General features: G+C 47.4%; 36 protein-coding genes. 35 read left to right on the forward strand and 1 reads right to left on the reverse strand.

What is annotated here, in order from left to right; translation table 11 throughout:
* Positions 1-56 precede the first annotated feature (56 nt).
* The 6 genes from HP567_RS03915 to HP567_RS03940 all read left to right on the forward strand — a co-directional run bounded on the left by HP567_RS03915 (position 57) and on the right by HP567_RS03940 (position 5944).
* Positions 57-311: a 50S ribosomal protein L7ae-like protein gene (locus HP567_RS03915; protein WP_173612326.1), complete on the forward strand. Its 255-nt coding sequence runs from the start codon at positions 57-59 to the stop codon at positions 309-311.
* 123 nt (positions 312-434) lie between these two features.
* Positions 435-869: a 30S ribosomal protein S12 gene (gene rpsL / locus HP567_RS03920; RefSeq protein ID WP_012683978.1), complete on the forward strand. Its 435-nt coding sequence runs from the start codon at positions 435-437 to the stop codon at positions 867-869.
* A 56-nt stretch (positions 870-925) separates the two neighbouring features.
* Positions 926-1396, forward strand: a complete 471-nt coding sequence (rpsG, locus tag HP567_RS03925; protein ID WP_007716226.1) for a 30S ribosomal protein S7 — start codon at positions 926-928, stop codon at positions 1394-1396.
* 69 nt (positions 1397-1465) lie between these two features.
* A complete protein-coding gene (fusA, locus tag HP567_RS03930; RefSeq protein ID WP_088910283.1) occupies positions 1466-3544 on the forward strand; it encodes an elongation factor G in 2079 nt (692 codons plus the stop codon).
* A gap of 120 nt (positions 3545-3664) precedes the next feature.
* The gene (gene tuf, locus HP567_RS03935; protein ID WP_012683980.1) at positions 3665-4855 is read left to right on the forward strand and encodes an elongation factor Tu; all 1191 of its coding nucleotides are present in this window, start codon (positions 3665-3667) and stop codon (positions 4853-4855) included.
* Positions 4856-5008: 153 nt separating this feature from the next.
* Positions 5009-5944, forward strand: coding sequence for a DMT family transporter (locus HP567_RS03940; protein ID WP_173612327.1), 936 nt, complete (start codon positions 5009-5011; stop codon positions 5942-5944).
* 26 nt (positions 5945-5970) lie between these two features.
* Here the strand turns inward: HP567_RS03940 and HP567_RS03945 are convergent, their stop codons facing one another.
* Positions 5971-6357 carry a globin domain-containing protein gene (locus HP567_RS03945; RefSeq protein WP_173612328.1) on the reverse strand — a complete coding sequence of 129 codons (387 nt, stop codon included), beginning with the start codon at positions 6355-6357 and terminating at the stop codon, positions 5971-5973.
* Between the two features lie 356 nt (positions 6358-6713).
* Between HP567_RS03945 and rpsJ the strand changes: the two genes are divergently transcribed.
* From rpsJ to HP567_RS04090, 29 genes are all read left to right on the forward strand, one after another.
* Positions 6714-7022, forward strand: coding sequence for a 30S ribosomal protein S10 (gene rpsJ / locus HP567_RS03950; RefSeq protein WP_005828858.1), 309 nt, complete (start codon positions 6714-6716; stop codon positions 7020-7022).
* Positions 7023-7172: 150 nt separating this feature from the next.
* Positions 7173-7802, forward strand: a complete 630-nt coding sequence (gene rplC / locus HP567_RS03955) for a 50S ribosomal protein L3 (protein ID WP_012683983.1) — start codon at positions 7173-7175, stop codon at positions 7800-7802.
* Between the two features lie 20 nt (positions 7803-7822).
* Complete coding sequence (gene rplD / locus HP567_RS03960; RefSeq protein ID WP_016742844.1) at positions 7823-8446, forward strand: 50S ribosomal protein L4; 624 nt, start codon at positions 7823-7825, stop codon at positions 8444-8446.
* A complete protein-coding gene (gene rplW / locus HP567_RS03965) occupies positions 8446-8736 on the forward strand; it encodes a 50S ribosomal protein L23 (RefSeq protein WP_007716243.1) in 291 nt (96 codons plus the stop codon). Before rplD ends, rplW begins: the two co-directional genes overlap by 1 nt.
* A 32-nt stretch (positions 8737-8768) precedes the next feature.
* The gene (gene rplB / locus HP567_RS03970) at positions 8769-9599 is read left to right on the forward strand and encodes a 50S ribosomal protein L2 (protein WP_012683985.1); all 831 of its coding nucleotides are present in this window, start codon (positions 8769-8771) and stop codon (positions 9597-9599) included.
* A 49-nt stretch (positions 9600-9648) separates the two neighbouring features.
* Entirely contained in the window at positions 9649-9930 is a 282-nt protein-coding gene (gene rpsS, locus HP567_RS03975; RefSeq protein WP_007716246.1) for a 30S ribosomal protein S19, read from the forward strand.
* Between the two features lie 29 nt (positions 9931-9959).
* Positions 9960-10292: a 50S ribosomal protein L22 gene (gene rplV / locus HP567_RS03980; protein ID WP_047074707.1), complete on the forward strand. Its 333-nt coding sequence runs from the start codon at positions 9960-9962 to the stop codon at positions 10290-10292.
* A gap of 13 nt (positions 10293-10305) precedes the next feature.
* Positions 10306-10968 (forward strand): 30S ribosomal protein S3, encoded by a 663-nt coding sequence (gene rpsC, locus HP567_RS03985; RefSeq protein ID WP_012683987.1) that lies wholly within the window; start codon positions 10306-10308, stop codon positions 10966-10968.
* A 2-nt stretch (positions 10969-10970) separates the two neighbouring features.
* Positions 10971-11405: a 50S ribosomal protein L16 gene (gene rplP, locus HP567_RS03990; protein ID WP_007716249.1), complete on the forward strand. Its 435-nt coding sequence runs from the start codon at positions 10971-10973 to the stop codon at positions 11403-11405.
* Positions 11395-11592, forward strand: a complete 198-nt coding sequence (rpmC, locus tag HP567_RS03995) for a 50S ribosomal protein L29 (protein ID WP_012683988.1) — start codon at positions 11395-11397, stop codon at positions 11590-11592. The genes rplP and rpmC overlap by 11 nt, the downstream gene beginning before the upstream one ends.
* Positions 11593-11614: 22 nt before the next feature.
* Positions 11615-11881: a 30S ribosomal protein S17 gene (gene rpsQ, locus HP567_RS04000; protein ID WP_012683989.1), complete on the forward strand. Its 267-nt coding sequence runs from the start codon at positions 11615-11617 to the stop codon at positions 11879-11881.
* Between the two features lie 41 nt (positions 11882-11922).
* On the forward strand, positions 11923-12291 hold the full coding sequence (gene rplN / locus HP567_RS04005; RefSeq protein WP_012683990.1) for a 50S ribosomal protein L14: 369 nt from the start codon (positions 11923-11925) through the stop codon (positions 12289-12291).
* A gap of 49 nt (positions 12292-12340) precedes the next feature.
* Positions 12341-12655, forward strand: a complete 315-nt coding sequence (gene rplX / locus HP567_RS04010; protein ID WP_007716253.1) for a 50S ribosomal protein L24 — start codon at positions 12341-12343, stop codon at positions 12653-12655.
* Positions 12656-12681: 26 nt separating this feature from the next.
* Positions 12682-13224: a 50S ribosomal protein L5 gene (gene rplE, locus HP567_RS04015; RefSeq protein WP_047074703.1), complete on the forward strand. Its 543-nt coding sequence runs from the start codon at positions 12682-12684 to the stop codon at positions 13222-13224.
* Between the two features lie 24 nt (positions 13225-13248).
* Positions 13249-13434, forward strand: coding sequence for a type Z 30S ribosomal protein S14 (locus HP567_RS04020; RefSeq protein WP_007716256.1), 186 nt, complete (start codon positions 13249-13251; stop codon positions 13432-13434).
* A 27-nt stretch (positions 13435-13461) separates the two neighbouring features.
* The gene (rpsH, locus tag HP567_RS04025) at positions 13462-13860 is read left to right on the forward strand and encodes a 30S ribosomal protein S8 (protein WP_012683992.1); all 399 of its coding nucleotides are present in this window, start codon (positions 13462-13464) and stop codon (positions 13858-13860) included.
* 35 nt (positions 13861-13895) lie between these two features.
* Positions 13896-14432, forward strand: coding sequence for a 50S ribosomal protein L6 (gene rplF / locus HP567_RS04030; protein ID WP_173612329.1), 537 nt, complete (start codon positions 13896-13898; stop codon positions 14430-14432).
* 32 nt (positions 14433-14464) lie between these two features.
* Entirely contained in the window at positions 14465-14827 is a 363-nt protein-coding gene (gene rplR, locus HP567_RS04035; protein ID WP_017247053.1) for a 50S ribosomal protein L18, read from the forward strand.
* Between the two features lie 18 nt (positions 14828-14845).
* Positions 14846-15343, forward strand: coding sequence for a 30S ribosomal protein S5 (gene rpsE, locus HP567_RS04040; RefSeq protein ID WP_007716268.1), 498 nt, complete (start codon positions 14846-14848; stop codon positions 15341-15343).
* A gap of 16 nt (positions 15344-15359) precedes the next feature.
* Entirely contained in the window at positions 15360-15545 is a 186-nt protein-coding gene (gene rpmD / locus HP567_RS04045; protein WP_012683995.1) for a 50S ribosomal protein L30, read from the forward strand.
* Positions 15546-15578: 33 nt separating this feature from the next.
* Positions 15579-16019, forward strand: a complete 441-nt coding sequence (gene rplO, locus HP567_RS04050; protein WP_007716272.1) for a 50S ribosomal protein L15 — start codon at positions 15579-15581, stop codon at positions 16017-16019.
* Positions 16019-17314 (forward strand): preprotein translocase subunit SecY, encoded by a 1296-nt coding sequence (gene secY, locus HP567_RS04055; RefSeq protein ID WP_173612330.1) that lies wholly within the window; start codon positions 16019-16021, stop codon positions 17312-17314. Before rplO ends, secY begins: the two co-directional genes overlap by 1 nt.
* Before the next feature lie 60 nt (positions 17315-17374).
* On the forward strand, positions 17375-18019 hold the full coding sequence (locus tag HP567_RS04060) for an adenylate kinase (RefSeq protein ID WP_012683997.1): 645 nt from the start codon (positions 17375-17377) through the stop codon (positions 18017-18019).
* Between the two features lie 6 nt (positions 18020-18025).
* Positions 18026-18772, forward strand: a complete 747-nt coding sequence (gene map / locus HP567_RS04065; RefSeq protein WP_173612331.1) for a type I methionyl aminopeptidase — start codon at positions 18026-18028, stop codon at positions 18770-18772.
* Positions 18773-18890: 118 nt separating this feature from the next.
* Entirely contained in the window at positions 18891-19109 is a 219-nt protein-coding gene (infA, locus tag HP567_RS04070) for a translation initiation factor IF-1 (protein WP_003333772.1), read from the forward strand.
* A 34-nt stretch (positions 19110-19143) separates the two neighbouring features.
* A complete protein-coding gene (gene rpmJ, locus HP567_RS04075) occupies positions 19144-19257 on the forward strand; it encodes a 50S ribosomal protein L36 (RefSeq protein WP_003333770.1) in 114 nt (37 codons plus the stop codon).
* 21 nt (positions 19258-19278) lie between these two features.
* Positions 19279-19647, forward strand: a complete 369-nt coding sequence (gene rpsM, locus HP567_RS04080) for a 30S ribosomal protein S13 (protein ID WP_012683999.1) — start codon at positions 19279-19281, stop codon at positions 19645-19647.
* Positions 19648-19663: 16 nt separating this feature from the next.
* Positions 19664-20065: a 30S ribosomal protein S11 gene (rpsK, locus tag HP567_RS04085; RefSeq protein WP_005828803.1), complete on the forward strand. Its 402-nt coding sequence runs from the start codon at positions 19664-19666 to the stop codon at positions 20063-20065.
* A 156-nt stretch (positions 20066-20221) separates the two neighbouring features.
* Positions 20222-21166 (forward strand): DNA-directed RNA polymerase subunit alpha, encoded by a 945-nt coding sequence (locus tag HP567_RS04090; RefSeq protein WP_005828801.1) that lies wholly within the window; start codon positions 20222-20224, stop codon positions 21164-21166.
* The last annotated feature ends 26 nt before the right edge of the window (positions 21167-21192 follow it).

Here is a 21192-nt window from a genome sequence, read left to right on the forward strand (position 1 = left end):
ACCTGATATTATATTCAAGTGTGCCTGACATCTGTACTTTGGAGGATATGAGAATCATGTCTTATGAAAAAGTAGAGCGGGCCAAGGACTTGACAATCGGCATTAAGCAGACGATCAAAGCTGTGGAAAACCAACAGGTAGAAGCGGTGTATATCGCTGTTGATGCAGATAAGCGTTTGACCCAAAAAGTCGAGCTCCTTTGCAAAGAGAAGGGTGTTCCAGTCATTCATGTAGATTCCATGTATCGCTTAGGCAAAGCGTGCGGAATTGAAGTGGGAGCGGCTACTGCTGCGATTAAAAAAAGTGGTTAACGATGTTTTTGTCAGCGGCTTACACGTTGCGTAATGCTGGACAAGGACTTTCTATTTGACCTAAAAATGACTCACCTGGATCTGTGGTCTTGAAGATTGGGTATTAAGAAGGGAGGTAACATCATGCCTACAATTAACCAATTGGTGCGTAAAGGTCGCGAGGATAAGGTTGTGAAGTCGAAGTCCCCAGCTCTTCAAAAGGGGTACAACAGCTTCAAGAAAAGCCAAACTAACCAAAGCTCTCCTCAAAAACGTGGTGTTTGCACTCGTGTAGGTACCATGACTCCGAAAAAACCGAACTCCGCGTTGCGTAAATACGCTCGTGTGCGTTTGACTAACGGAATCGAGGTAACAGCTTACATCGGTGGTATTGGCCACAACCTGCAAGAGCATAGCGTCGTGCTGGTGCGCGGCGGTCGTGTAAAAGACTTGCCAGGGGTACGCTACCATATCGTTCGTGGTGCTCTTGACACTGCTGGTGTGAACAACCGTAAACAAGGTCGTTCCAAATACGGTACTAAGCGTCCGAAGCCAGGTCAAGCAGCAGCGAAGAAGTAATAAAAAAACGCCTGTGAAGTGGCGTGAATTTATAACGAAAAGAAGGAGGGAATACGATGCCTCGTAAAGGTCCTGTAACCCGTCGTGACGTGCTGCCTGATCCTATTCACAACAGCAAGTTGGTTACTCGCTTGATTAACCGCCTGATGTTGGATGGTAAGCGTGGTGTAGCTCAGAACATTCTCTACAACGCATTTGACATCATCCAGGAGCGCACAGGTCGCAACCCGATGGAAGTGTTTGAAGAAGCACTGAAAAACGTAATGCCAGTACTGGAAGTTAAAGCTCGCCGTGTAGGTGGTGCTAACTACCAAGTACCAATCGAAGTAAAACCGGAGCGCCGTACCACTCTTGGCCTGCGTTGGATGGTTAACTACTCCCGTAACCGTGGAGAGAAAACCATGGAACAACGTCTTGCTAACGAGATCATGGACGCTGCTAACAACACCGGTGCAGCAGTTAAAAAGCGTGAAGACACGCACAAGATGGCTGAAGCGAACAAAGCGTTTGCTCACTATCGCTGGTAGGAATTGAATCGGGTGTCCGTATTGGATACCCGTTTATTCTCAAACTCGAGTATGGAAGGAGCATACCTAATGGCTCGCGAGTTCTCTTTGCCGAATACGCGTAATATCGGTATCATGGCTCACATCGATGCTGGTAAGACGACGACTACTGAGCGTATTCTGTTCTACACTGGTCGCGTTCATAAAATTGGTGAGGTGCACGAAGGTGCAGCTACCATGGACTGGATGGAACAAGAGCAAGAGCGTGGTATCACGATCACTTCGGCTGCTACTACTGCTCAATGGAATGGTCATCGAATCAACATTATCGATACGCCAGGCCACGTAGACTTCACTGTAGAAGTTGAGCGCTCCCTCCGCGTTCTTGACGGTGCTGTAACCGTTTTTGACGCAAAAGGTGGCGTTGAGCCGCAAACCGAAACCGTATGGCGCCAAGCTGACCGTTATGGCGTACCACGCATGTGCTACATCAACAAAATGGATATCATGGGTGCTAACTTTGATATGTGCTTGGGTCAGATCAAATCTCGCCTGGGTGCAAATCCAGTAGCGATCCAATATCCAATCGGTGCAGAAGATCAATTCAAAGGTATGGTTGACCTGATTGAAATGAAGGCAATCGTATATACTGATGACTTGGGTAAAACTTCTGACTCCGCTGAAATTCCTGCTGACATCCTGGCACGTTGCGAAGAACTTCGCATGGCTATGGTTGAAGCAGCTGCTGAACAAGACGAAGAGCTCATGATGAAGTACTTGGAAGGCGAAGAGCTGACCAACGACGAAATCCGTGCTGCTCTGCGTAAGGGTACTATCGAGTGCAAACTGACGCCGGTAATGTGCGGTTCTTCTTACAAGAACAAAGGTGTTCAGCCTATGCTGGACAACGTAGTTGCTTACCTGCCGTCTCCGGTAGATATCCCTGCAATTAAAGGTACATTGCCAGATACTGAAGATGAAGTTGATCGTCCAGCTGACGACAACGGTCCGTTCTCTGCTCTTGCGTTCAAGATCATGACTGACCCGTATGTTGGTCGTTTGACTTTCTTCCGCGTATACTCCGGTGTACTGAACTCCGGTTCTTACGTTCTCAACTCTACCAAGGGTAAACGTGAGCGCGTTGGCCGTATCCTGCAAATGCACGCAAACCACCGTGAAGAGATCACAACGGTTTACTCCGGTGACATTGCAGCAGCTGTAGGTTTGAAAGATACAACAACTGGTGATACTCTGTGTGATGAAAAGGCTCCAGTAATCCTTGAGTCTATGGACTTCCCAGAGCCAGTTATTTCTGTTGCGATCGAACCAAAATCCAAAGCAGACCAAGACAAGATGGGTATCGGCCTGTCCAAGCTTGCTGAAGAGGATCCAACGTTCAGAACTCGTACAGATGAAGAGACTGGTCAAACAATCATCTCCGGTATGGGTGAGCTTCACCTGGAGATTATCGTAGACCGTCTGAAACGCGAATTTAAAGTTGAGTCGAACGTTGGTGCTCCACAGGTTGCTTACCGTGAAACATTCCGTAACGCAGCGAAAGTGGAAGGTAAATTCGTTCGTCAGTCCGGTGGTCGTGGTCAATACGGTCACGTTTGGGTGGAATTCGCTCCACTCGAAGCTGGTCAAGGCTTCCAATTCGAAAACAAAATCGTTGGTGGTGTAGTACCACGCGAATACATCCCTGCTGTTCAAGCGGGTATCGAAGAGTCCATGAAAAATGGTGTTATCGCCGGTTTCCCGCTGGTTGATATCAAAGCTACTATCGTAGACGGTAGCTACCATGATGTTGACTCCAACGAGATGGCATTTAAAGTAGCAGGTTCCCTCGCATTGAAGGAAGCTGCGAAAAAATGTGGCGCTGTACTACTCGAGCCAATCATGAAAGTAGAAGTTACAATGCCAGAAGAGTACATGGGCGACGTTATGGGCGACCTGAACTCCCGCCGCGGTCGTATCGAAGGTATGGAAGCTCGTGCAAATGCACAAGTAATCCGTGCAATGGTACCACTGTCCGAGATGTTTGGTTACTCCACAATTCTTCGTTCCCGTACCCAAGGCCGTGGCGTTTACTCCATGGTGATCGACCACTACGAAGAAGTACCTAAATTTATCGCTGAAGAGATCATCAAGAAATCTAAAGGCGAATAATTACAGGTTACAGCTTTATCTTGCAATCAGAAAGGTTTACAATATGGAAGGGACAACCATTCGTAAGGTAAACCTTTCTTCAAACCATAAAACCCTTATCTATAAGGAGGCTTTTCTCTCATGGCTAAAGCGAAATTTGAGCGTAATAAACCACACGTTAACATTGGTACCATCGGTCACGTTGACCATGGTAAAACTACCCTGACTGCTGCTATCACAACTGTTTTGGCACAAACAGGTCAAGCACAAGCAATGAACTATGCATCTATCGACGCTGCTCCAGAAGAAAAAGAGCGCGGTATCACTATCAACACTGCTCACGTTGAGTATGAAACTGAAAACCGTCACTATGCTCACGTTGACTGCCCTGGTCACGCGGACTATGTGAAAAACATGATTACTGGTGCTGCTCAAATGGACGGCGCGATCCTGGTTGTATCCGCAGCTGATGGCCCTATGCCACAAACTCGCGAGCACATCCTGCTCTCCAAACAAGTAGGCGTACCTTACATCGTAGTATTCATGAACAAATGCGACATGGTAGACGATGAAGAGTTGTTGGAACTGGTTGAAATGGAAATCCGTGACCTGTTGTCTCAATATGAGTTCCCAGGTGACGACACTCCAGTAATCAAAGGTTCTGCTAAAGAAGCTTTGGACAACCCAACTGGTGAGTGGGCTAAGAAAATTGGCGAACTGATGGAAGCTGTTGACAGCTACATCCCAACTCCTGAGCGTGCAACTGACAAGCCGTTCCTGATGCCTGTAGAGGACGTGTTCACGATCACTGGTCGTGGTACTGTTGCTACTGGTCGTGTAGAGCGCGGTATCGTTAAAGTTGGTGACCAAGTAGAAATCATTGGTCTGGCTGAAGAAACTAAAAACACAACTGTAACTGGTGTTGAGATGTTCCGCAAATTGCTGGATCAAGCTCAAGCTGGTGACAACATCGGTGCTCTGCTGCGCGGTGTAGACCGTAACGACATCGAGCGTGGACAATGCTTGGCGAAACCAGGTTCCGTTAAGCCTTACACTAAGTTCAAAGCAGAAGTTTACGTTCTGTCCAAAGAAGAGGGCGGACGTCACACTCCTTTCTTTGCTAACTACCGTCCACAATTCTACTTCCGTACAACTGACGTAACAGGTATCATCCAACTGCCAGAAGGCGTTGAAATGATCATGCCTGGCGACAACACTGAGTTCACTGTAGAACTGATCGCTCCAGTAGCGATGGAACAAGGTACTCGCTTCGCGATCCGCGAAGGTGGCCGTACAGTAGGCGCTGGCGTTGTAGCTTCTATCGACGCGTAAGATATACGGATATACAAAACCCGACAACTTTGGTTGTCGGGTTTTTTTATGTGCATTTATCGAACTTTTAAATAACTCCCATCAAAATCATTCAATTTGCCTCTCGAAGCAATATGCTACAATACCATCAGGATTGGATGGGGGATATCAGAGATGAAAAATAATGAGCGATTATTGTTTCTTATGCTTGCAGGTGTTGTCACGCTATGGGGCTTGAATGTCGTTATGGTCAAGTATTTAACAACGTTTCCTCCATTATATGTCGCGGCTATACGGATGACTGTCGGTGGAATCTGTTTATCGCCACTCATCTTCTTATACCGAAAGAGTTTGCGATTCAGCAAAACAGATTGGTTCTTATTGGCCGGAGTCGGTGCTAGTTCTATCGCACTTCATCAAATAACGCTTGCGGCCGGTGTTCAATACACGACAGCAGGAAATGCTTCGCTTATTCTTGGATTAAATCCGTTGGCAACGGCACTCTTGGCGATGCTTTTCTTAGGGGAAGGCATGTCGTTGAAAAAAGGACTTGGGATTGGAATGGGTTTTGCAGGAGTGTTGATTGTCGTCATCTCTCAGCACGGCGGCCTTCATATGAATGGTTGGGGAGATGCCATAATGTTTTTCTCCATGCTCATGTATGTGACAGGTGGTTTACTCATTCGGAAATTGGTTGTAAGAGGTGTACCGGTACTTTTAATTACGGCTTTATCGCAAATGTTTGGGGTCATCTTCTTGTGGGGAGTCGCATTGACTGTTCAACCAGCTTCCTATTATCTTTCTTTGGACGTTTCATCCTTCCAATGGCTTGTAATTTTTGCTTCAGGTGCGCTATCAACTGCGCTTGGCTCGATCGGCTGGAATTACGGGATACGTCAGCTGGGAGCGAGTCGAACAGCTGTTTTCTTAAATGGAATGCCGATGGCCAGTTTGGTATTTGCAGCGATATTTCTGGGAGAAAGCCTTCAACTCGTACACTTACTAGCATTGTGTATGATCGTAGGCGGTGTATATTTAGGATCGCGTAGCTTGGTGAGACCCAAAACTACTCGTGCAGCAGCAACCTCTGATATAACAACAAAAGCGTAGGACACTCAATTGTCCTACGCTTTTTCTTATTGATCCCACTTATTGACCATATGGTGAGCAGTTAAACGCAAGCGATCAAAGATTTGCTTCCGAATTTCGCCATCTAGTCCTGTCAGATCCATGGCTCTATCCATACAAGAGAGCCAAGCCTCTGCCTGTACAGGTCCAATAGGGAACGGCATGTGTCGCGCTCGCAGCATCGGATGACCGTGTGCGTCTGAATACAGGCTTGGACCACCGAGAAACTGTGTCAAAAACTGATACTGACGTTCCTTCACGTGGGTTAAATCTTCCGGAAAGAGGTCGGTAATGTCGGGATGCTGCTTTACCAGATCATAAAAGGTATCGACAAGACGGGCCAAAGTATCTGCACCGCCAATGATTTCATAAGGGGTTTGATTCACATCAGACATTGAGGTAAACCTCCATTTCATAACGATTACAACCATAAGTATAACGTCTTCCTTCTATTATAGATAGATGACCCGACGAGTTGGCAGGTAATCCCGCTTGCCTTCTTTCACGGAAATCTGTAATATTGTCAAGGTGAGCCATTCAGTAGGCACACCATGTACAAAAAATTATGCGGAAACCCAAGAAAAAACTTGCGTTGCCCAAATCTTTTTAGTACAATATTGAATGTTGGTCATGGACTTGCGATGATGTGGGAGGTTGCTGACACACCCGGCCCCTTTGCCATGACCGGGGTGCAGGATATTTCCACGGAGAAATGTCTGTTTAAAAAATGGGCGAAAAAGGAGGGACTTCAATGGCAAAGCAAAAGATTCGTATTCGTTTGAAAGCGTATGATCACAAAATCCTGGATCAGTCCGCAGAAAAAATTGTGGACACTGCGAAGCGTTCCGGTGCTAACGTATCCGGTCCGATTCCACTCCCTACGGAGAAAGCAGTTTACACGATCCTGCGTGCGGTTCATAAGTACAAAGATTCTCGCGAGCAATTCGAGATGCGTACACACAAACGTTTGATCGACATCTTGAACCCAACACCACAAACAGTAGATGCTTTGATGCGTCTGGATCTGCCATCTGGTGTGGACATCGAGATTAAACTGTAAGGTCCCAAAAAGCGATACACGCGCAGACGTTGTCTTGATAAGCGTGTTATACCAAGCAACAAACCCTTAAAATGGCACCCCTGCGCATCGATGGGGACTTGATACAACATAAAAAGCGTTTTACTGAAATAAGCACAGGAGGTGGCACAAATGACCAAAGGAATCTTAGGGAAAAAACTTGGCATGACTCAAGTTTTTGGTCCAAACGGAACAGCGACTGCTGTAACGGTTATCGAAGTAGGTTCCAACGTAGTTCTCCAGAAGAAAGACGTTGAGACTGACGGTTATGAAGCAATTCAAATCGGTTTCGAAGACAAAAAAGAACAGCGCGCTAACAAGCCGGAAAAAGGACATGCAGCGAAAGCTAATACTGCTCCTAAGCGCTTCATTCGCGAAATTCGCGGAGTTAACCTCGCAGATTACGAGGTTGGTCAAGAGTTGAAAGCTGACATTTTTGCCGAGGGAGAAATGGTGGACGTAGCTGGCGTATCCAAGGGTAAAGGTTTCCAAGGTGCGATCAAACGTCACAATCAATCCCGCGGTCCTATGGCTCACGGTTCGCGTTACCACCGCGGTCCAGGTTCCATGGGTGCTGTAGCTCCAAACCGCGTATTTAAAGGTCAAACCCTGCCAGGTCAAATGGGTGGCGACAATGTTACCATTCAAAACCTGGAAGTAATTAAAGTAGATACAGAACGTAACCTGGTTCTCGTAAAAGGCTCCGTGCCTGGTCCGAAAAACAGCTGCGTACTGGTATCCACGGCAGTCAAGAAGAACTAGTAAGGAAAGGAGGAACTGACATGCCGAAAGTAGCTCTTTATAACCAAACCGGTTCTCAAGTTGGCGAAATCGATCTGGCAGACAGCGTATTTGGTATCGAGCCTAACAGCGCAGTTCTGTACGATGCGATCGTGATGCAACAAGCATCCCAACGCCAAGGTACACATGATGTAAAGAACCGTTCTGAAGTACGTGGTGGTGGCCGCAAGCCATGGCGCCAAAAAGGTACAGGTCGTGCACGCCAAGGTTCCATTCGCTCTCCGCAATGGAAAGGTGGCGGTGTTGTATTCGGTCCAACTCCGCGCAAATACGGTTACAAACTGAACCGTAAAGTTCGCCGTTTGGCTCTGAAATCTGCACTTTCCACGAAAGTACAAAACAACGAACTCCTGGTATTGGAAGCTTTGAACTTCGCAGCTCCTAAAACTAAGGAAATGACAGCTGTTCTGAGCAGCTTGAAAGTAGATCGCAAAGTTCTGATTGTTACTTCCGAGTACGACCAAAACGTAGCGCTCGCTTCCCGTAACATCCCAGGTGCAAAAATCGTAGATGCTGCAGGCATTAACGTTCTTGATCTGGTAGCGCATGACAAAGTAATCGTGACGAAAGAAGCGGTTGCGAAAGTAGAGGAGGTGCTCGCATAATGAAGAGCCTTCATGATGTCCTTAAACGCCCTGTCATTACCGAGCGCACCACTGATATGATGGCTGAGAAGAAGTACGTTTTCGAAGTACCTCTCAAAGCTAACAAAACAGAAATCAAACAAGCTGTTGAAAAAGTATTTGGCGTAAAAGTAGAAGCAGTTAACACAGTTCGTGTACCTGCGAAACCAAAACGCTACGGAAAATACTCCGGTTACACGTCCGAGTGGAAGAAAGCAATCGTTAAGCTGACTGATGACAGCAAAGAATTGGCCTTCTACGAGGGAGTATAACCTCGACGACTACCGAAAAGGAGGGTATTAACATGGGTATCAAAAAGTTTAAACCGACTTCTCCTGGTCGTCGCCAAATGACGGTTTCTACTTTCGAGGAGATCACCACGTCGACTCCCGAAAAATCCTTGTTGGCGCCTCTCAGCAAAAAAGCTGGTCGCAACAACCAAGGTAGAATTACCGTTCGTCATCAAGGTGGCGGTCATAAACGTAAATACCGTATTATTGACTTCAAACGTAACAAAGATGGTATCATTGGTCGCGTAGCAACCATTGAATACGATCCAAACCGTTCCGCTAACATCGCGCTGATCAACTATGCAGACGGTGAAAAGCGTTACATTATCGCTCCACACAACCTGAAAGTGGGCGACCAGATCGTATCCGGAGCAGATGCCGACATCAAAATCGGTAACGCACTGCCAATGGAGAAAATCCCGGTAGGTACTACCATCCACAACATCGAGCTGAAACCTGGTAAAGGCGGCCAATTGGTGCGCGCTGCTGGTACATCTGCTCAATTGCTTGGTCGTGATGGTGAGTTCGTAATCGTTCGCCTGTCTTCCGGTGAAACTCGCCGCATTCACAACGTATGCCGCGCTACTATCGGTCAAGTAGGTAACCTGGATCACGAACTGCTGAACATCGGTAAAGCAGGACGTTCCCGCTGGTTGGGTATCCGTCCAACTGTTCGCGGTAGCGTAATGAACCCGAACGATCACCCACACGGTGGTGGTGAAGGTCGCGCTCCAATCGGTCGTAAGGCTCCTGTTACTCCTTGGGGTAAACCAACCCTGGGTCTCAAGACTCGCAAGAAGAAGAACAAGTCCGACCAATACATCATCCGCCGCCGCAAGAAGTAAGGTAGGCTGATACTATAACCGAACGCCTTTGGCGAAGGGAGGTTCACTAATGGGACGTAGCTTAAAAAAGGGTCCTTTCGTGGATGACCACTTGATGAAAAAAGTTGACGAGCAAAATGAAAAGAACGAGAAACGCGTGATCAAAACTTGGTCTCGCCGTTCCACCATCTTCCCTGATTTCGTAGGACACACGTTTGCAGTTTACGATGGCCGCAAACATGTACCAGTATACGTATCGGAAGACATGGTTGGTCATAAATTGGGTGAATTCGCACCAACTCGTACCTTCAAGGGTCACGTCGACAACGACAAGAAGTCCAAGAAGCGCTAATTTTCTCTTGACAGAGAGGAGGTACAAAGATGGAAGCAAAAGCAGTTGCACGCAACATTCGCATCGCGTCTCGTAAAGTCCGCCTGGTGGTAGACTTGATTAGAGGCAAGCAAGTAGGTGAAGCTTTGGCGATCTTGAAACACACGCCAAAGGCAGCTTCTCCAGTTGTTGAAAAACTCCTGAAGTCGGCTATTGCAAACGCTGAGCACAACTACGAGATGGATCCAAACAGCCTCGTAGTGGGTAAAATCTTCGTAGACCAAGGTCCTACGTTGAAGCGTTTCCGTCCGCGCGCTATGGGTCGCGCTAGCCGCATCCATAAACGCACGAGCCACATCACAGTGGTACTAAACGAGAAATAAGGAGGGATTACGTGTGGGTCAAAAGGTAAGCCCGGTAGGTCTTCGGATCGGTGTCATTCGTGACTGGGAGTCCAAATGGTACGCTGACAAGGACTTCGCAACTCTGTTGCACGAAGACTTGAAAATCCGCAAGTATGTAAAAGGGCGTCTGAAAGATGCTGCTGTATCCACGATCGAAATCGAGCGCGCAGCTAATCGCGTGAACGTTACGATTCACACCGCTAAGCCTGGTATGGTAATTGGTAAAGGTGGTTCAGAGGTTGAAACTCTGCGCAAAACCCTGACTGATCTGACTGGCAAACGCGTTCATATCAATATCAACGAAATCAAACGTCCGGATCTGGATGCTACTCTGGTAGCTGAAAATATTGCACGCCAATTGGAAAACCGCATTTCTTTCCGCCGTGCGCAAAAGCAATCGATCACTCGTACGCTGCGCTCTGGTGCTAAAGGTATCAAAACCTTGGTAAGCGGTCGTCTTGGCGGCGCGGACATCGCACGTTCTGAAGGTTACAGCGAAGGTACTGTTCCACTTCACACATTGCGCGCTGACATCGACTACGGTACTGCTGAAGCACATACCACTTATGGTCGCATCGGTGTTAAAGTGTGGATCTATCGTGGAGAAGTCCTTCCAGCGAGAAAGAACGTCGCTACTGAGGAAGGAGGCAAGTAATCATGTTGACGCCAAAACGCGTGAAACACCGTAAACAACACCGCGGGAAAATGGCTGGTAACGCAAAAGGCGGTACTACTGTTGCGTTCGGTGAATACGGATTGCAAGCAATGGAACCATCTTGGGTAACTAACCGTCAGATCGAGGCAGCTCGTATCGCGATGACTCGTTACATCAAACGTGGTGGTAAAGTTTGGATCAAAATTTTCCCAGATAAACCAGTAACACAAAAACCGCTCGAAGTCCGCATGGGTTCCGGTAAAGGTTCTCCTGAGAAATGGGTAGCGGTAGTGAAGCCAGGCAAGATCATGTTCGAGCTTGCTGGTGTTCCTGAAGAAGTCGCTCGCGAAGCTATGCGTCTGGCTATGCACAAACTGCCAATCAAGTGCAAGTTCGTGAAGCGTGAAGAAGTGGGTGGTGACGCACATGAAGGCTAATGAGTACCGTAATTTGACCACTGCCGAGATCGAACAAAACGTTACTTCTTTGAAAGAAGAGTTGTTCAACCTTCGTTTCCAGCTGGCTACGGGTCAACTCGAAACCACATCTCGTATTAAACAAGTGCGTAAGGATATTGCTCGTGCGAAAACCGTCCTGCGCCAGAGAGAATTGGGAATCGGCTAATTATAGGAAGGAGGTTTGAACGATGACCGCAGATCGCAATATGCGTCGAACAGTTGTAGGTCGCGTTGTTTCCGACAAGATGGATAAAACCATTGTTGTTCTTGTTGAAACTTACAAGACACATCCTTTGTACGGCAAACGCATGAAATTCTCGAAAAAGTTCAAGGCTCACGACGAGAACAACACGGCAAAAGTGGGCGACATCGTAGAAATCATGGAAACTCGTCCATTGTCTAAAGACAAGCGTTTCCGTTTGGTACGTATCGTCGAAGAGGCAGTAATCGTATAAGTCAGATTTTCGGATATTAATTCCGAAAGGAGGAACAGTAAATGATCCAAACTCAGACGAGATTGGCTGTTGCTGACAACTCCGGTGCAAAGGAACTCATGTGCATCAAGGTTCTGGGTGGTTCCGGTCGTAAAACGGCGAACATCGGTGATGTTATCGTGTGCTCCGTAAAATCCGCTACACCCGGCGGCGTTGTCAAGAAAGGTCAAGTAGTTAAAGCGGTAGTAGTACGCACAGTAAGTGGCGTTCGTCGTAACGATGGTTCTTACATCCGTTTCGATGAAAATGCAGCTGTAGTTATCAAAGACGATCAATCCCCACGTGGTACTCGTATCTTTGGACCTGTGGCTCGTGAGCTCCGCGATAAGGATTTCATGAAGATCATCTCTCTGGCTCCAGAGGTTATCTAATTGAACGGCAAAACTCAGGCAGTTTGTTCGATAGGAGGTGCACCAAGCGATGCACGTTAAAAAAGGCGACACTGTTATCGTAAATGCGGGCAAAGATAAAGGCAAAAAAGGTCGCGTTCTCGCTGCTTATCCAAAGAAAGAACGCGTTCTGGTTGAAGGTATCAACCTCGTGAAGAAACATAGCCGTCCGTCCCAAGCTAACCCGCAAGGTGGCATTGTGACTCAAGAAGCAGCTATTCACGTATCCAACGTATCTTTGATCGATCCGAAGTCCGGAAAAGCTACTCGCATCGGTTACAAAGTTTTGGATAACGGCAAGAAAGTTCGGTACGCGAAAAAGTCTGGCGAAGTACTCGACAAGTAGTCAGGTTGGAAAGGAGGATATCCTAGATGGCAACAAGATTGAAAGAAAAGTATACGAGCGAAATCGTGCCTAGCTTGATGAGCAAGTTCAACTACACTTCCATCATGCAAGTGCCGAAAGTAGAAAAGATCATCATCAATATGGGTGTTGGCGAAGCGGTAGCGAACGCTAAGTCCTTGGATACTGCAATTGAAGACCTGCAAATCATCGCTGGTCAAAAGCCTGTAGTAACAAAGGCTAAGAAATCCATCGCGGGTTTCAAATTGCGTGAAGGTATGCCGATCGGTGCGAAGGTTACTCTGCGCGGCGAGCGTATGTACCACTTCCTCGACAAATTGATGAACGTATCTCTCCCGCGTGTTCGTGACTTCCGTGGAATTTCTTCCAAGGCTTTTGACGGTCGCGGTAACTACACACTTGGTCTGAAGGAACAACTGATCTTCCCTGAGATCGAGTACGATAAAATTGATAAAGTTCGTGGTATGGACATCGTTATTGTTACTTCCGCGAAAACGGATGAGGAAGCTCGTGAGTTGCTGACTCAAATGGGTATGCCATTCCGTAAATAAACCCACTCGTAAGGAGGGAAGAATGTGGCAAAGAAATCAATGATCATCAAGCAACAGCGGGAGCCGAAGTTTGCAGTACGCGCGTACACACGTTGCGAGCGTTGCGGACGTCCTCACTCCGTATTGCGCAAATTTAAACTCTGCCGTATTTGCTTCCGTGAACTTGCTTATAAAGGTCAAATTCCAGGCGTGAAAAAAGCAAGCTGGTAATTTGAAACGGGAAGGAGGTTTTCTCTCATGGTTATGACTGATCCAATCGCAGATATGTTGACACGAATTCGTAACGCCAACATGGTTCGCCACGAGAAAGTGGAAATCCCGGCGTCGACCATCAAGAAGGAAATCGCGCGCATTCTGAAAGAAGAAGGCTTCATCCGCGATGCGGAGTTTGTTGAAGACAACAAACAAGGAATCATCCGCGTATTCCTGAAATATGGTGCAGGCAACGAGCGTGTTATCACAGGTCTGAAACGTATCTCCAAGCCAGGACTTCGTGTTTATGCAAAGAACAATGAAGTACCTAAGGTTTTGGGTGGTCTCGGTTGCGCGATCATCTCTACATCCACTGGTGTAATGACTGACAAGCAAGCTCGTCAAGCTCACGTAGGTGGAGAGGTTCTCGCATACATTTGGTAATTAACAGATTGTAAATAGCACAGGAGGTGCACCACATGTCTCGTGTCGGTAGAAAACCGATCGTGGTCCCTGCAGGCGTTACCCTCACTCTGAACGGTACTGAGCTGACGGTAAAAGGCCCTAAGGGTCAACTCGTTCGTAGCTTCCATGAAGATATCAAAATCAACGTCGCTGAAAACGAAGTAATCATTGAGCGTCCAAGCGATAACAAACTTCACCGTTCCCTGCATGGTACGACTCGTGCGCTGGTATCCAACATGGTAACTGGCGTATCTGAAGGCTTCACTCGTACCCTGGAACTAGTCGGTGTAGGTTACCGTGCTGCTAAGTCCGGCAACGGTGTTACTCTCTCTCTTGGTTTCTCCCACCCAGTGGAAGTTACTCCAGAAGAGGGTATCGAAATTGATGTACCAAACCAAACCACTTTGGTGGTAAAAGGTATCAACAAAGAGCGCGTAGGCCAAGTTGCTGCTGAAATCCGTTCTCTGCGTAAACCTGAGCCATACAAAGGTAAAGGTATCAAGTACAGCAATGAAGTTGTTCGTCGTAAAGAAGGTAAAAAAGGTAAATAAGCTTCTAGCTTCATGAGAAAGGAGGCCGCTTAATGTTTACGAAAGCTGATAAAAACAAAGCTCGGAAAAAACGTCATCTGCGAATCCGCAAACGTGTGATTGGTTCTACCATTCGCCCACGTCTGAACGTATTCCGTTCTTCTAAGCACATCTACGCTCAATTGATCGACGATGCAACTGGCGTAACACTGGTATCTGCATCTTCTTTGGATAAAGAGCTGGGCCTGAATAATGGCGCTAACGTGGAAGCTGCTACAGCTGTTGGCACACTGATCGCTAAGCGTGCACAAGAAAAAGGTGCGACTGAAGTGATTTTTGACCGCGGTGGTTACATCTATCATGGACGTATTAAAGCACTGGCAGAAGCAGCTCGTGAAGCTGGTCTGCAATTCTAACAACAAGGAGGGTAAGGAATGCGTATCGACCCTAGCAAATTAGAGCTCGAAGAAAAAGTAGTCGCAGTTAACCGTGTAGCAAAAACGGTTAAAGGTGGACGTCGTATGAGCTTCAGCGCCTTGGTTGTTGTGGGAGACCGTAACGGCCACGTAGGTGCTGGTATGGGTAAAGCTCAAGAAGTTCCAGACGCCATTCGCAAAGCGATTGACGATGCTAAGAAAAAATTGATCCGTGTACCGATGAGAGGAACAACTGTTCCGCACCAAGTACTGTGCCAATTCGGCGCTGGTAAGGTTCTCATCAAGCCTGCTGCCCCTGGTACAGGTGTTATCGCTGGTGGACCTGTTCGTGCCGTACTCGAACTGGCTGGTGTAGGCGATATCTTGAGTAAATCTCTTGGTTCCAACAATCCTATCAACATGGTCAACGCTACGCTGGAAGGCCTCGGTCGTCTGAAAACAGCGGAAGATGTCGCGAAATTGCGCGGTAAGACTGTTGACGAGTTGTTGGGTTAATAAGGAGGGAATGAACATGGCAAAATTGCAAATCACCCTCAAACGCAGCCTGATCGGTCGTACAGTAGATCAGCAAGACACTGTAAAAGCTCTGGGTCTTCGCAAAATCAACTCCACTGTAGTGAAGGAAGATAATCCTGCAATCCGTGGAATGGTTTTCAAAGTGAAGCACTTGGTAGAAGTGAAAGAAGTAGAAGCTTAATTGAACATCTCAATTAGTTAGGAGGTGCAACGTATGAAATTGCATGAACTGCAACCTGCAGAAGGATCCCGTCACACTCGTAAGCGCATCGGTCGCGGTATTGGTAGCGGTACTGGCAAAACTGCTGGTAAAGGTCACAAAGGTCAAAACGCTCGTTCCGGTGGCGGCGTACGCCCAGGTTTCGAGGGTGGTCAAAACCCATTGTACCGTCGTCTGCCTAAGCGTGGTTTCACTAACATTAGCCGCAAAGAATTTGCGATTGTTAGCTTGGACGCGCTGAACCGTTTCGAAGAGGGCACTGTAGTAACACCTGAGCTGTTGAAAGAAACTGGTGTTATCAGCGCGCTGCGCGACGGTGTTAAGGTTCTTGCTAACGGTGAACTGACTGTGAAGCTGACTGTAAAAGCTCACAAGTTCTCCGGAGCTGCTGCTGAGAAGATCGCACAAGTCGGTGGAACAACCGAGGTGATCTAATGTTAGCGTCCTTAACTAACATTTTCAAAATTAGCGACCTTCGTCGCAAAATCCTTTTTACGCTTATGATGCTGGTCGTTTTCCGGATCGGAAGCTATGTGCCAGTTCCTAACGTAAATGTCGAGTTGTTTCAGCAGAATACAAACCAATTACTGGGCTTGTTAAACACCTTCTCAGGTGGAGCACTGCATAACTTCTCGATTTTTGCCATGGGTATCATGCCGTACATTACGGCATCGATTATCATGCAGCTGATGTCCATGGATGTTGTGCCTAAGCTTACGCAATGGGCTCGTGAAGGGGAAGTTGGCCGTCGCAAGATTGCCACCGTTACCCGTTACGCTACGATTATCCTTGGTTTGATTCAGTCTGTAGGGATGACGATTGGATTCAACAATATGGCGCCTGGTTTGCTGAACGACACTTCGGTTAGCAGCTATGCACTCATTGCGTTGACATTGACAGCTGGGACCGCATTCATGATGTGGATGGGGGAACAGATTACGGAGAAGGGTATCGGTAACGGGATTTCGATCCTGATCGTTGGCGGGATCGTCGCTAACATTCCGCAAGGGATTACGACGATTTACACAACACAGTTCGCTGACCCATCTCAAAACGTATTCTTCAGCATCGTCAAAGTTCTGCTTATCCTATTGGTGATCCTCGCCATTATTGTCGGGGTTATCTTTATGCAGCAAGGCCTTCGTAAGATTCCAGTGCAATATGCGAAACGAGTGGTTGGACGCAAAATGTACGGTGGTCAATCTACCCACATTCCACTGAAAATCAACTCTGCTGGTGTTATTCCTGTTATCTTTGCGGTATCGCTGGTAATGTTCCCGTCAACGATTGCTCAGTTCTGGGTGGATGCATCCGGTCAAGGATTTGCTAACTGGATTTATCAGAACTTCCAAGTCAACCAACCATTAGGAATGACGCTTTACGCTATCTTGATTCTCGGATTCACCTACTTCTACACATTCGTACAGATCAACCCTGTACAAATGGCAGAAAACATGAGAAAAAATGGCGGTTACATTCCTGGTATCCGACCTGGTAAAAACACTGAGGTATTCATTACTCGTACATTAAACCGGTTAACATTGGCGGGCGCTTTGTTCTTGATGATTATTGCGATTTTGCCATTCTTCTTCGGCAGTCTTGCAAACTTGCCACAATCCATTTACATCGGTGGTACATCGCTGTTGATCGTGGTTGGGGTAAGCTTGGATACAATGAAGCAGATTGAAAGTCAAATGATCAAACGCCACTACCAAGGGTTTATCAAGTAATGACTTAGATGTTTACAGAAAAGCTTCTGTAGCTTTTTCGATGGGACGGAGGGAATGGACGTGAACATAATTCTGATGGGACTGCCTGGAGCCGGTAAAGGGACACAGGCAGAACGTATCGTAAAAGAGTTTGACATCCCGCACATTTCGACTGGCGACATGTTCCGAGCTGCGGTCAAAAACGAAACGCCGCTCGGACTAGAGGCTAAATCCTACATGGATAAAGGACATCTCGTCCCAGACGAGGTCGTCATTGGTATTGTGCGGGAGCGCCTTTCGATGGATGACTGCGCAAAGGGATTCCTCTTAGATGGTTTTCCGCGCACAGTTCCTCAGGCGGAAGCGTTGACAGCTACAGTAAAAGAGCTGGGACGCGAAATTGACCATGTAATTAACATCAACGTTCAACGCGAGCAATTGATTGAACGTCTGACCGGTCGCTGGATCTGCCCTGTTTGCGGTGCTAGCTATCACACGATGTTCAATCCTCCAAAAGAGGCTGGCGTATGTGATAAAGATGGTGGTAAGCTGTATCAGCGTGAAGACGACAAGATCGAAGTGGTAACACAACGCCTTGACGTGAATATCGCTCAAACACAGCCACTTATCGACTACTACTCCGCACAGGAACTTCTGCGAGATATCGATGGAGAACAAGATATCCAGGTAGTGTTTGCGGAAATTAAGTCATTGTTGCGAGGGTAATTGCGAATGATTATCCTAAAGTCGAAAGCAGAACTTGAGGTTATGCGCGAAGCTGGTCGTATCGTCGCACTCACCCATCAAGAACTGGCCAAGGCGATCAAGCCTGGTGTCACGACGAAGCAGCTAGACGAAATTGCCGAGACCTTTATTCGAAGCATGGGAGCAATTCCATCGTTTAAAGGCTATGGTGGCTTTCCAGGAAGTATCTGTGCTTCAGTCAATGAAGAACTCGTACACGGGATCCCAGGTAAACGGGCGTTACAAGAAGGAGACATTATCAGTATCGACATTGGTGCCCAGTTTCAGGGTTACCATGGCGACTCCGCTTGGACGTATCCGGTCGGTATGATTTCAACAGAAAACCAGATGTTGCTCAGAGTAACGGAAGAGTCGTTGTACAAGGGGCTTGAAAAAGCTGTTCCGGGTGGACGCTTATCCGACATCTCTCATGCGATTCAGGTTCATGCAGAAGCTGCCGGCTTCACACTCGTTCGCGAGTATGTGGGGCATGGGATCGGGCAAAACTTGCACGAAGATCCGCAGGTTCCTAATTACGGCCCTCCTGATCGAGGACCGCGGTTAAAACCAGGCATGGTGTTGGCAATTGAGCCAATGGTAAATGCCGGCGAACGTTATGTCCGCACATTGGAGGACAATTGGACGGTAGTAACAGTGGATCGGAAAACTTGTGCTCATTTTGAACACACCATCGCGATTACGGAAGATGGCTATGAGATTTTTACACGGACATAAAAACGGTAGTTCCGAACGGTTCGGGATTGTCGTCCAACGTGTCGACGATAAGTTCGTTGTGTGATCATTTCGCAAAACTCATGGTCCGACTGAAGAGCAGAAGAAAGGAGAGTTTACCATGGCAAAAGATGATGTAATTGAGGTGGAAGGTACGGTAATCGAACCTTTGCCAAATGCTATGTTTCGAGTAGAATTAGAGAATGGACATAAAGTCCTCGCTCACGTCTCTGGAAAAATCCGCATGCACTTTATCCGTATCCTGCCGGGGGATAAAGTAACTGTTGAACTGTCGCCGTACGACTTAACCCGCGGACGTATTACGTACCGCTATAAATAGTAAGCAAAACCCCTAGAAAAGGGAGGCAAGAACCATGAAAGTGAGACCTTCGGTTAAACCGATCTGCGAGAAATGCAAGGTTATCCGTCGCAAAGGTAACGTAATGGTTATTTGTGAAAATCCGAAGCATAAGCAAAAACAAGGGTAAACAAGGAGGTGCTTTTGACACATGGCACGTATTGCAGGCGTAGACTTGCCGCGCGAAAAACGCGTTGAAGTTGCTCTTACCTACATTTTTGGTATTGGCCGCCCCACGTCTCAAAAAATTCTGTCCGCTACTGGCGTAGACATGAACACTCGTGTTCGCGATCTGACAGAAGACGAAGTGAACAAACTTCGTGAGTACATCGACAAAACTGTGAAGGTGGAAGGTGACCTCCGTCGTGAGATCTCCCTCAACATCAAGCGTCTGATGGAAATCGGTTGCTTCCGTGGCATCCGTCATCGTCGTGGACTTCCAGTTCGCGGTCAACGTTCTAAAACAAATGCTCGTACGCGTAAAGGTCCACGCCGTACAGTAGCAAACAAGAAGAAGTAAAGGAGGGTAATCTGACATGGCGAAAAGAAAACAAGCTACAGCAACTCGTACCCGTCGTCGTGACCGTAAGAATGTTGAAGTCGGCGTAGCACACATTCGTTCTACTTTCAACAATACGATCGTCACTATCACGGATCCACACGGTAACGCGATCTCTTGGTCCAGTGCTGGTTCCCTCGGCTTCAAAGGCTCCCGTAAAAGCACTCCATTTGCTGCGCAAATGGCTGCTGAAGCGGCTGCACGCGTTGCTATGGAACACGGCATGCGTTCCCTTGAAGTATCGGTAAAAGGCCCAGGTGCAGGTCGTGAAGCTGCGATCCGTTCCCTGCAAGCAACTGGTCTTGAAGTGAACATGATTAAAGACGTGACGCCAATTCCGCACAACGGTTGCCGTCCACCAAAACGTCGCCGCGTGTAACTGGTTTATATCGTTCAGAACATGTCCATACTAGAATGGTAAATTCTGATTTATAGCTTGTCATGCACGCAAACGGTAAACCGCCGGGGAAATTCCTGAGTGGGCACGTATGCGGCCCACCCAAGGATTTCGACGTTTTGAAGGAGGGTTTGTTTAATGATAGAAATAGAAAAACCAAAAATCGAGGTTGTGGAAGTAAGCGACGACAACTCGTATGGAAAGTTTGTTGTAGAACCTCTAGAGCGCGGATACGGAACTACCCTTGGCAACTCGCTGAGACGAATTCTTCTTTCGTCCTTGCCAGGCGCGGCAGTTCGTACTGTTCAAATCGATGGGGTTCTTCACGAATTCTCTACGGTTGAAGGCGTCGTTGAAGATGTAACCGAGATCATCCTGAACATCAAAGGCTTGGCGCTGAAGATCCATTCCGATGAAGAAAAAGTAATCGAGATCGATGCAGAAGGCGAAGGCGTTGTCAAAGCGGGAGATATCCGTGCTGACAGTGATGTGGAGGTCTTAAACCCTGATCTTCATATTGCAACGTTGGCCAATGGCGGTCGTCTGCATATCCGCATGACAGCTGGACGTGGTCGTGGTTATGTTCAATCTGACGGAAACAAATCTGAGGATCTGCCTATTGGTGTGATTCCGATTGATTCGATCTACACGCCGATCAAGCGCGTTAACTATCAAGTGGAAAATACCCGTGTAGGGCAAATGACCAACTATGACAAGTTAACACTTGAGGTTTGGACTAACGGTAGCATCAGTCCGGAAGAAGCCGTGAGTCTCGGCGCAAAAATCATGACGGAGCACCTGAACCTGTTCGTTGGTCTGACTGACGAGGCGAAGGATGCAGAAATCATGGTAGAGAAGGAAGAGGACAAGAAAGAGAAAGTCTTGGAGATGACTATCGAAGAGCTCGATCTTTCCGTTCGTTCCTACAACTGCTTGAAGCGTGCCGGTATTAATACCGTGCAAGAGCTGACGCAGAAGACCGAAGAGGACATGATGAAAGTACGCAATCTGGGGCGCAAATCTCTTGAAGAAGTTCAAGAAAAGTTAGCTGAACTGGGCCTGTCCCTGCGCAGTGACGACTAGAGTAGCAAACCAAGAAGCATACTTTT

This window comes from Brevibacillus sp. M2.1A (assembly GCF_013284355.2).
Taxonomy (GTDB): domain Bacteria; phylum Bacillota; class Bacilli; order Brevibacillales; family Brevibacillaceae; genus Brevibacillus.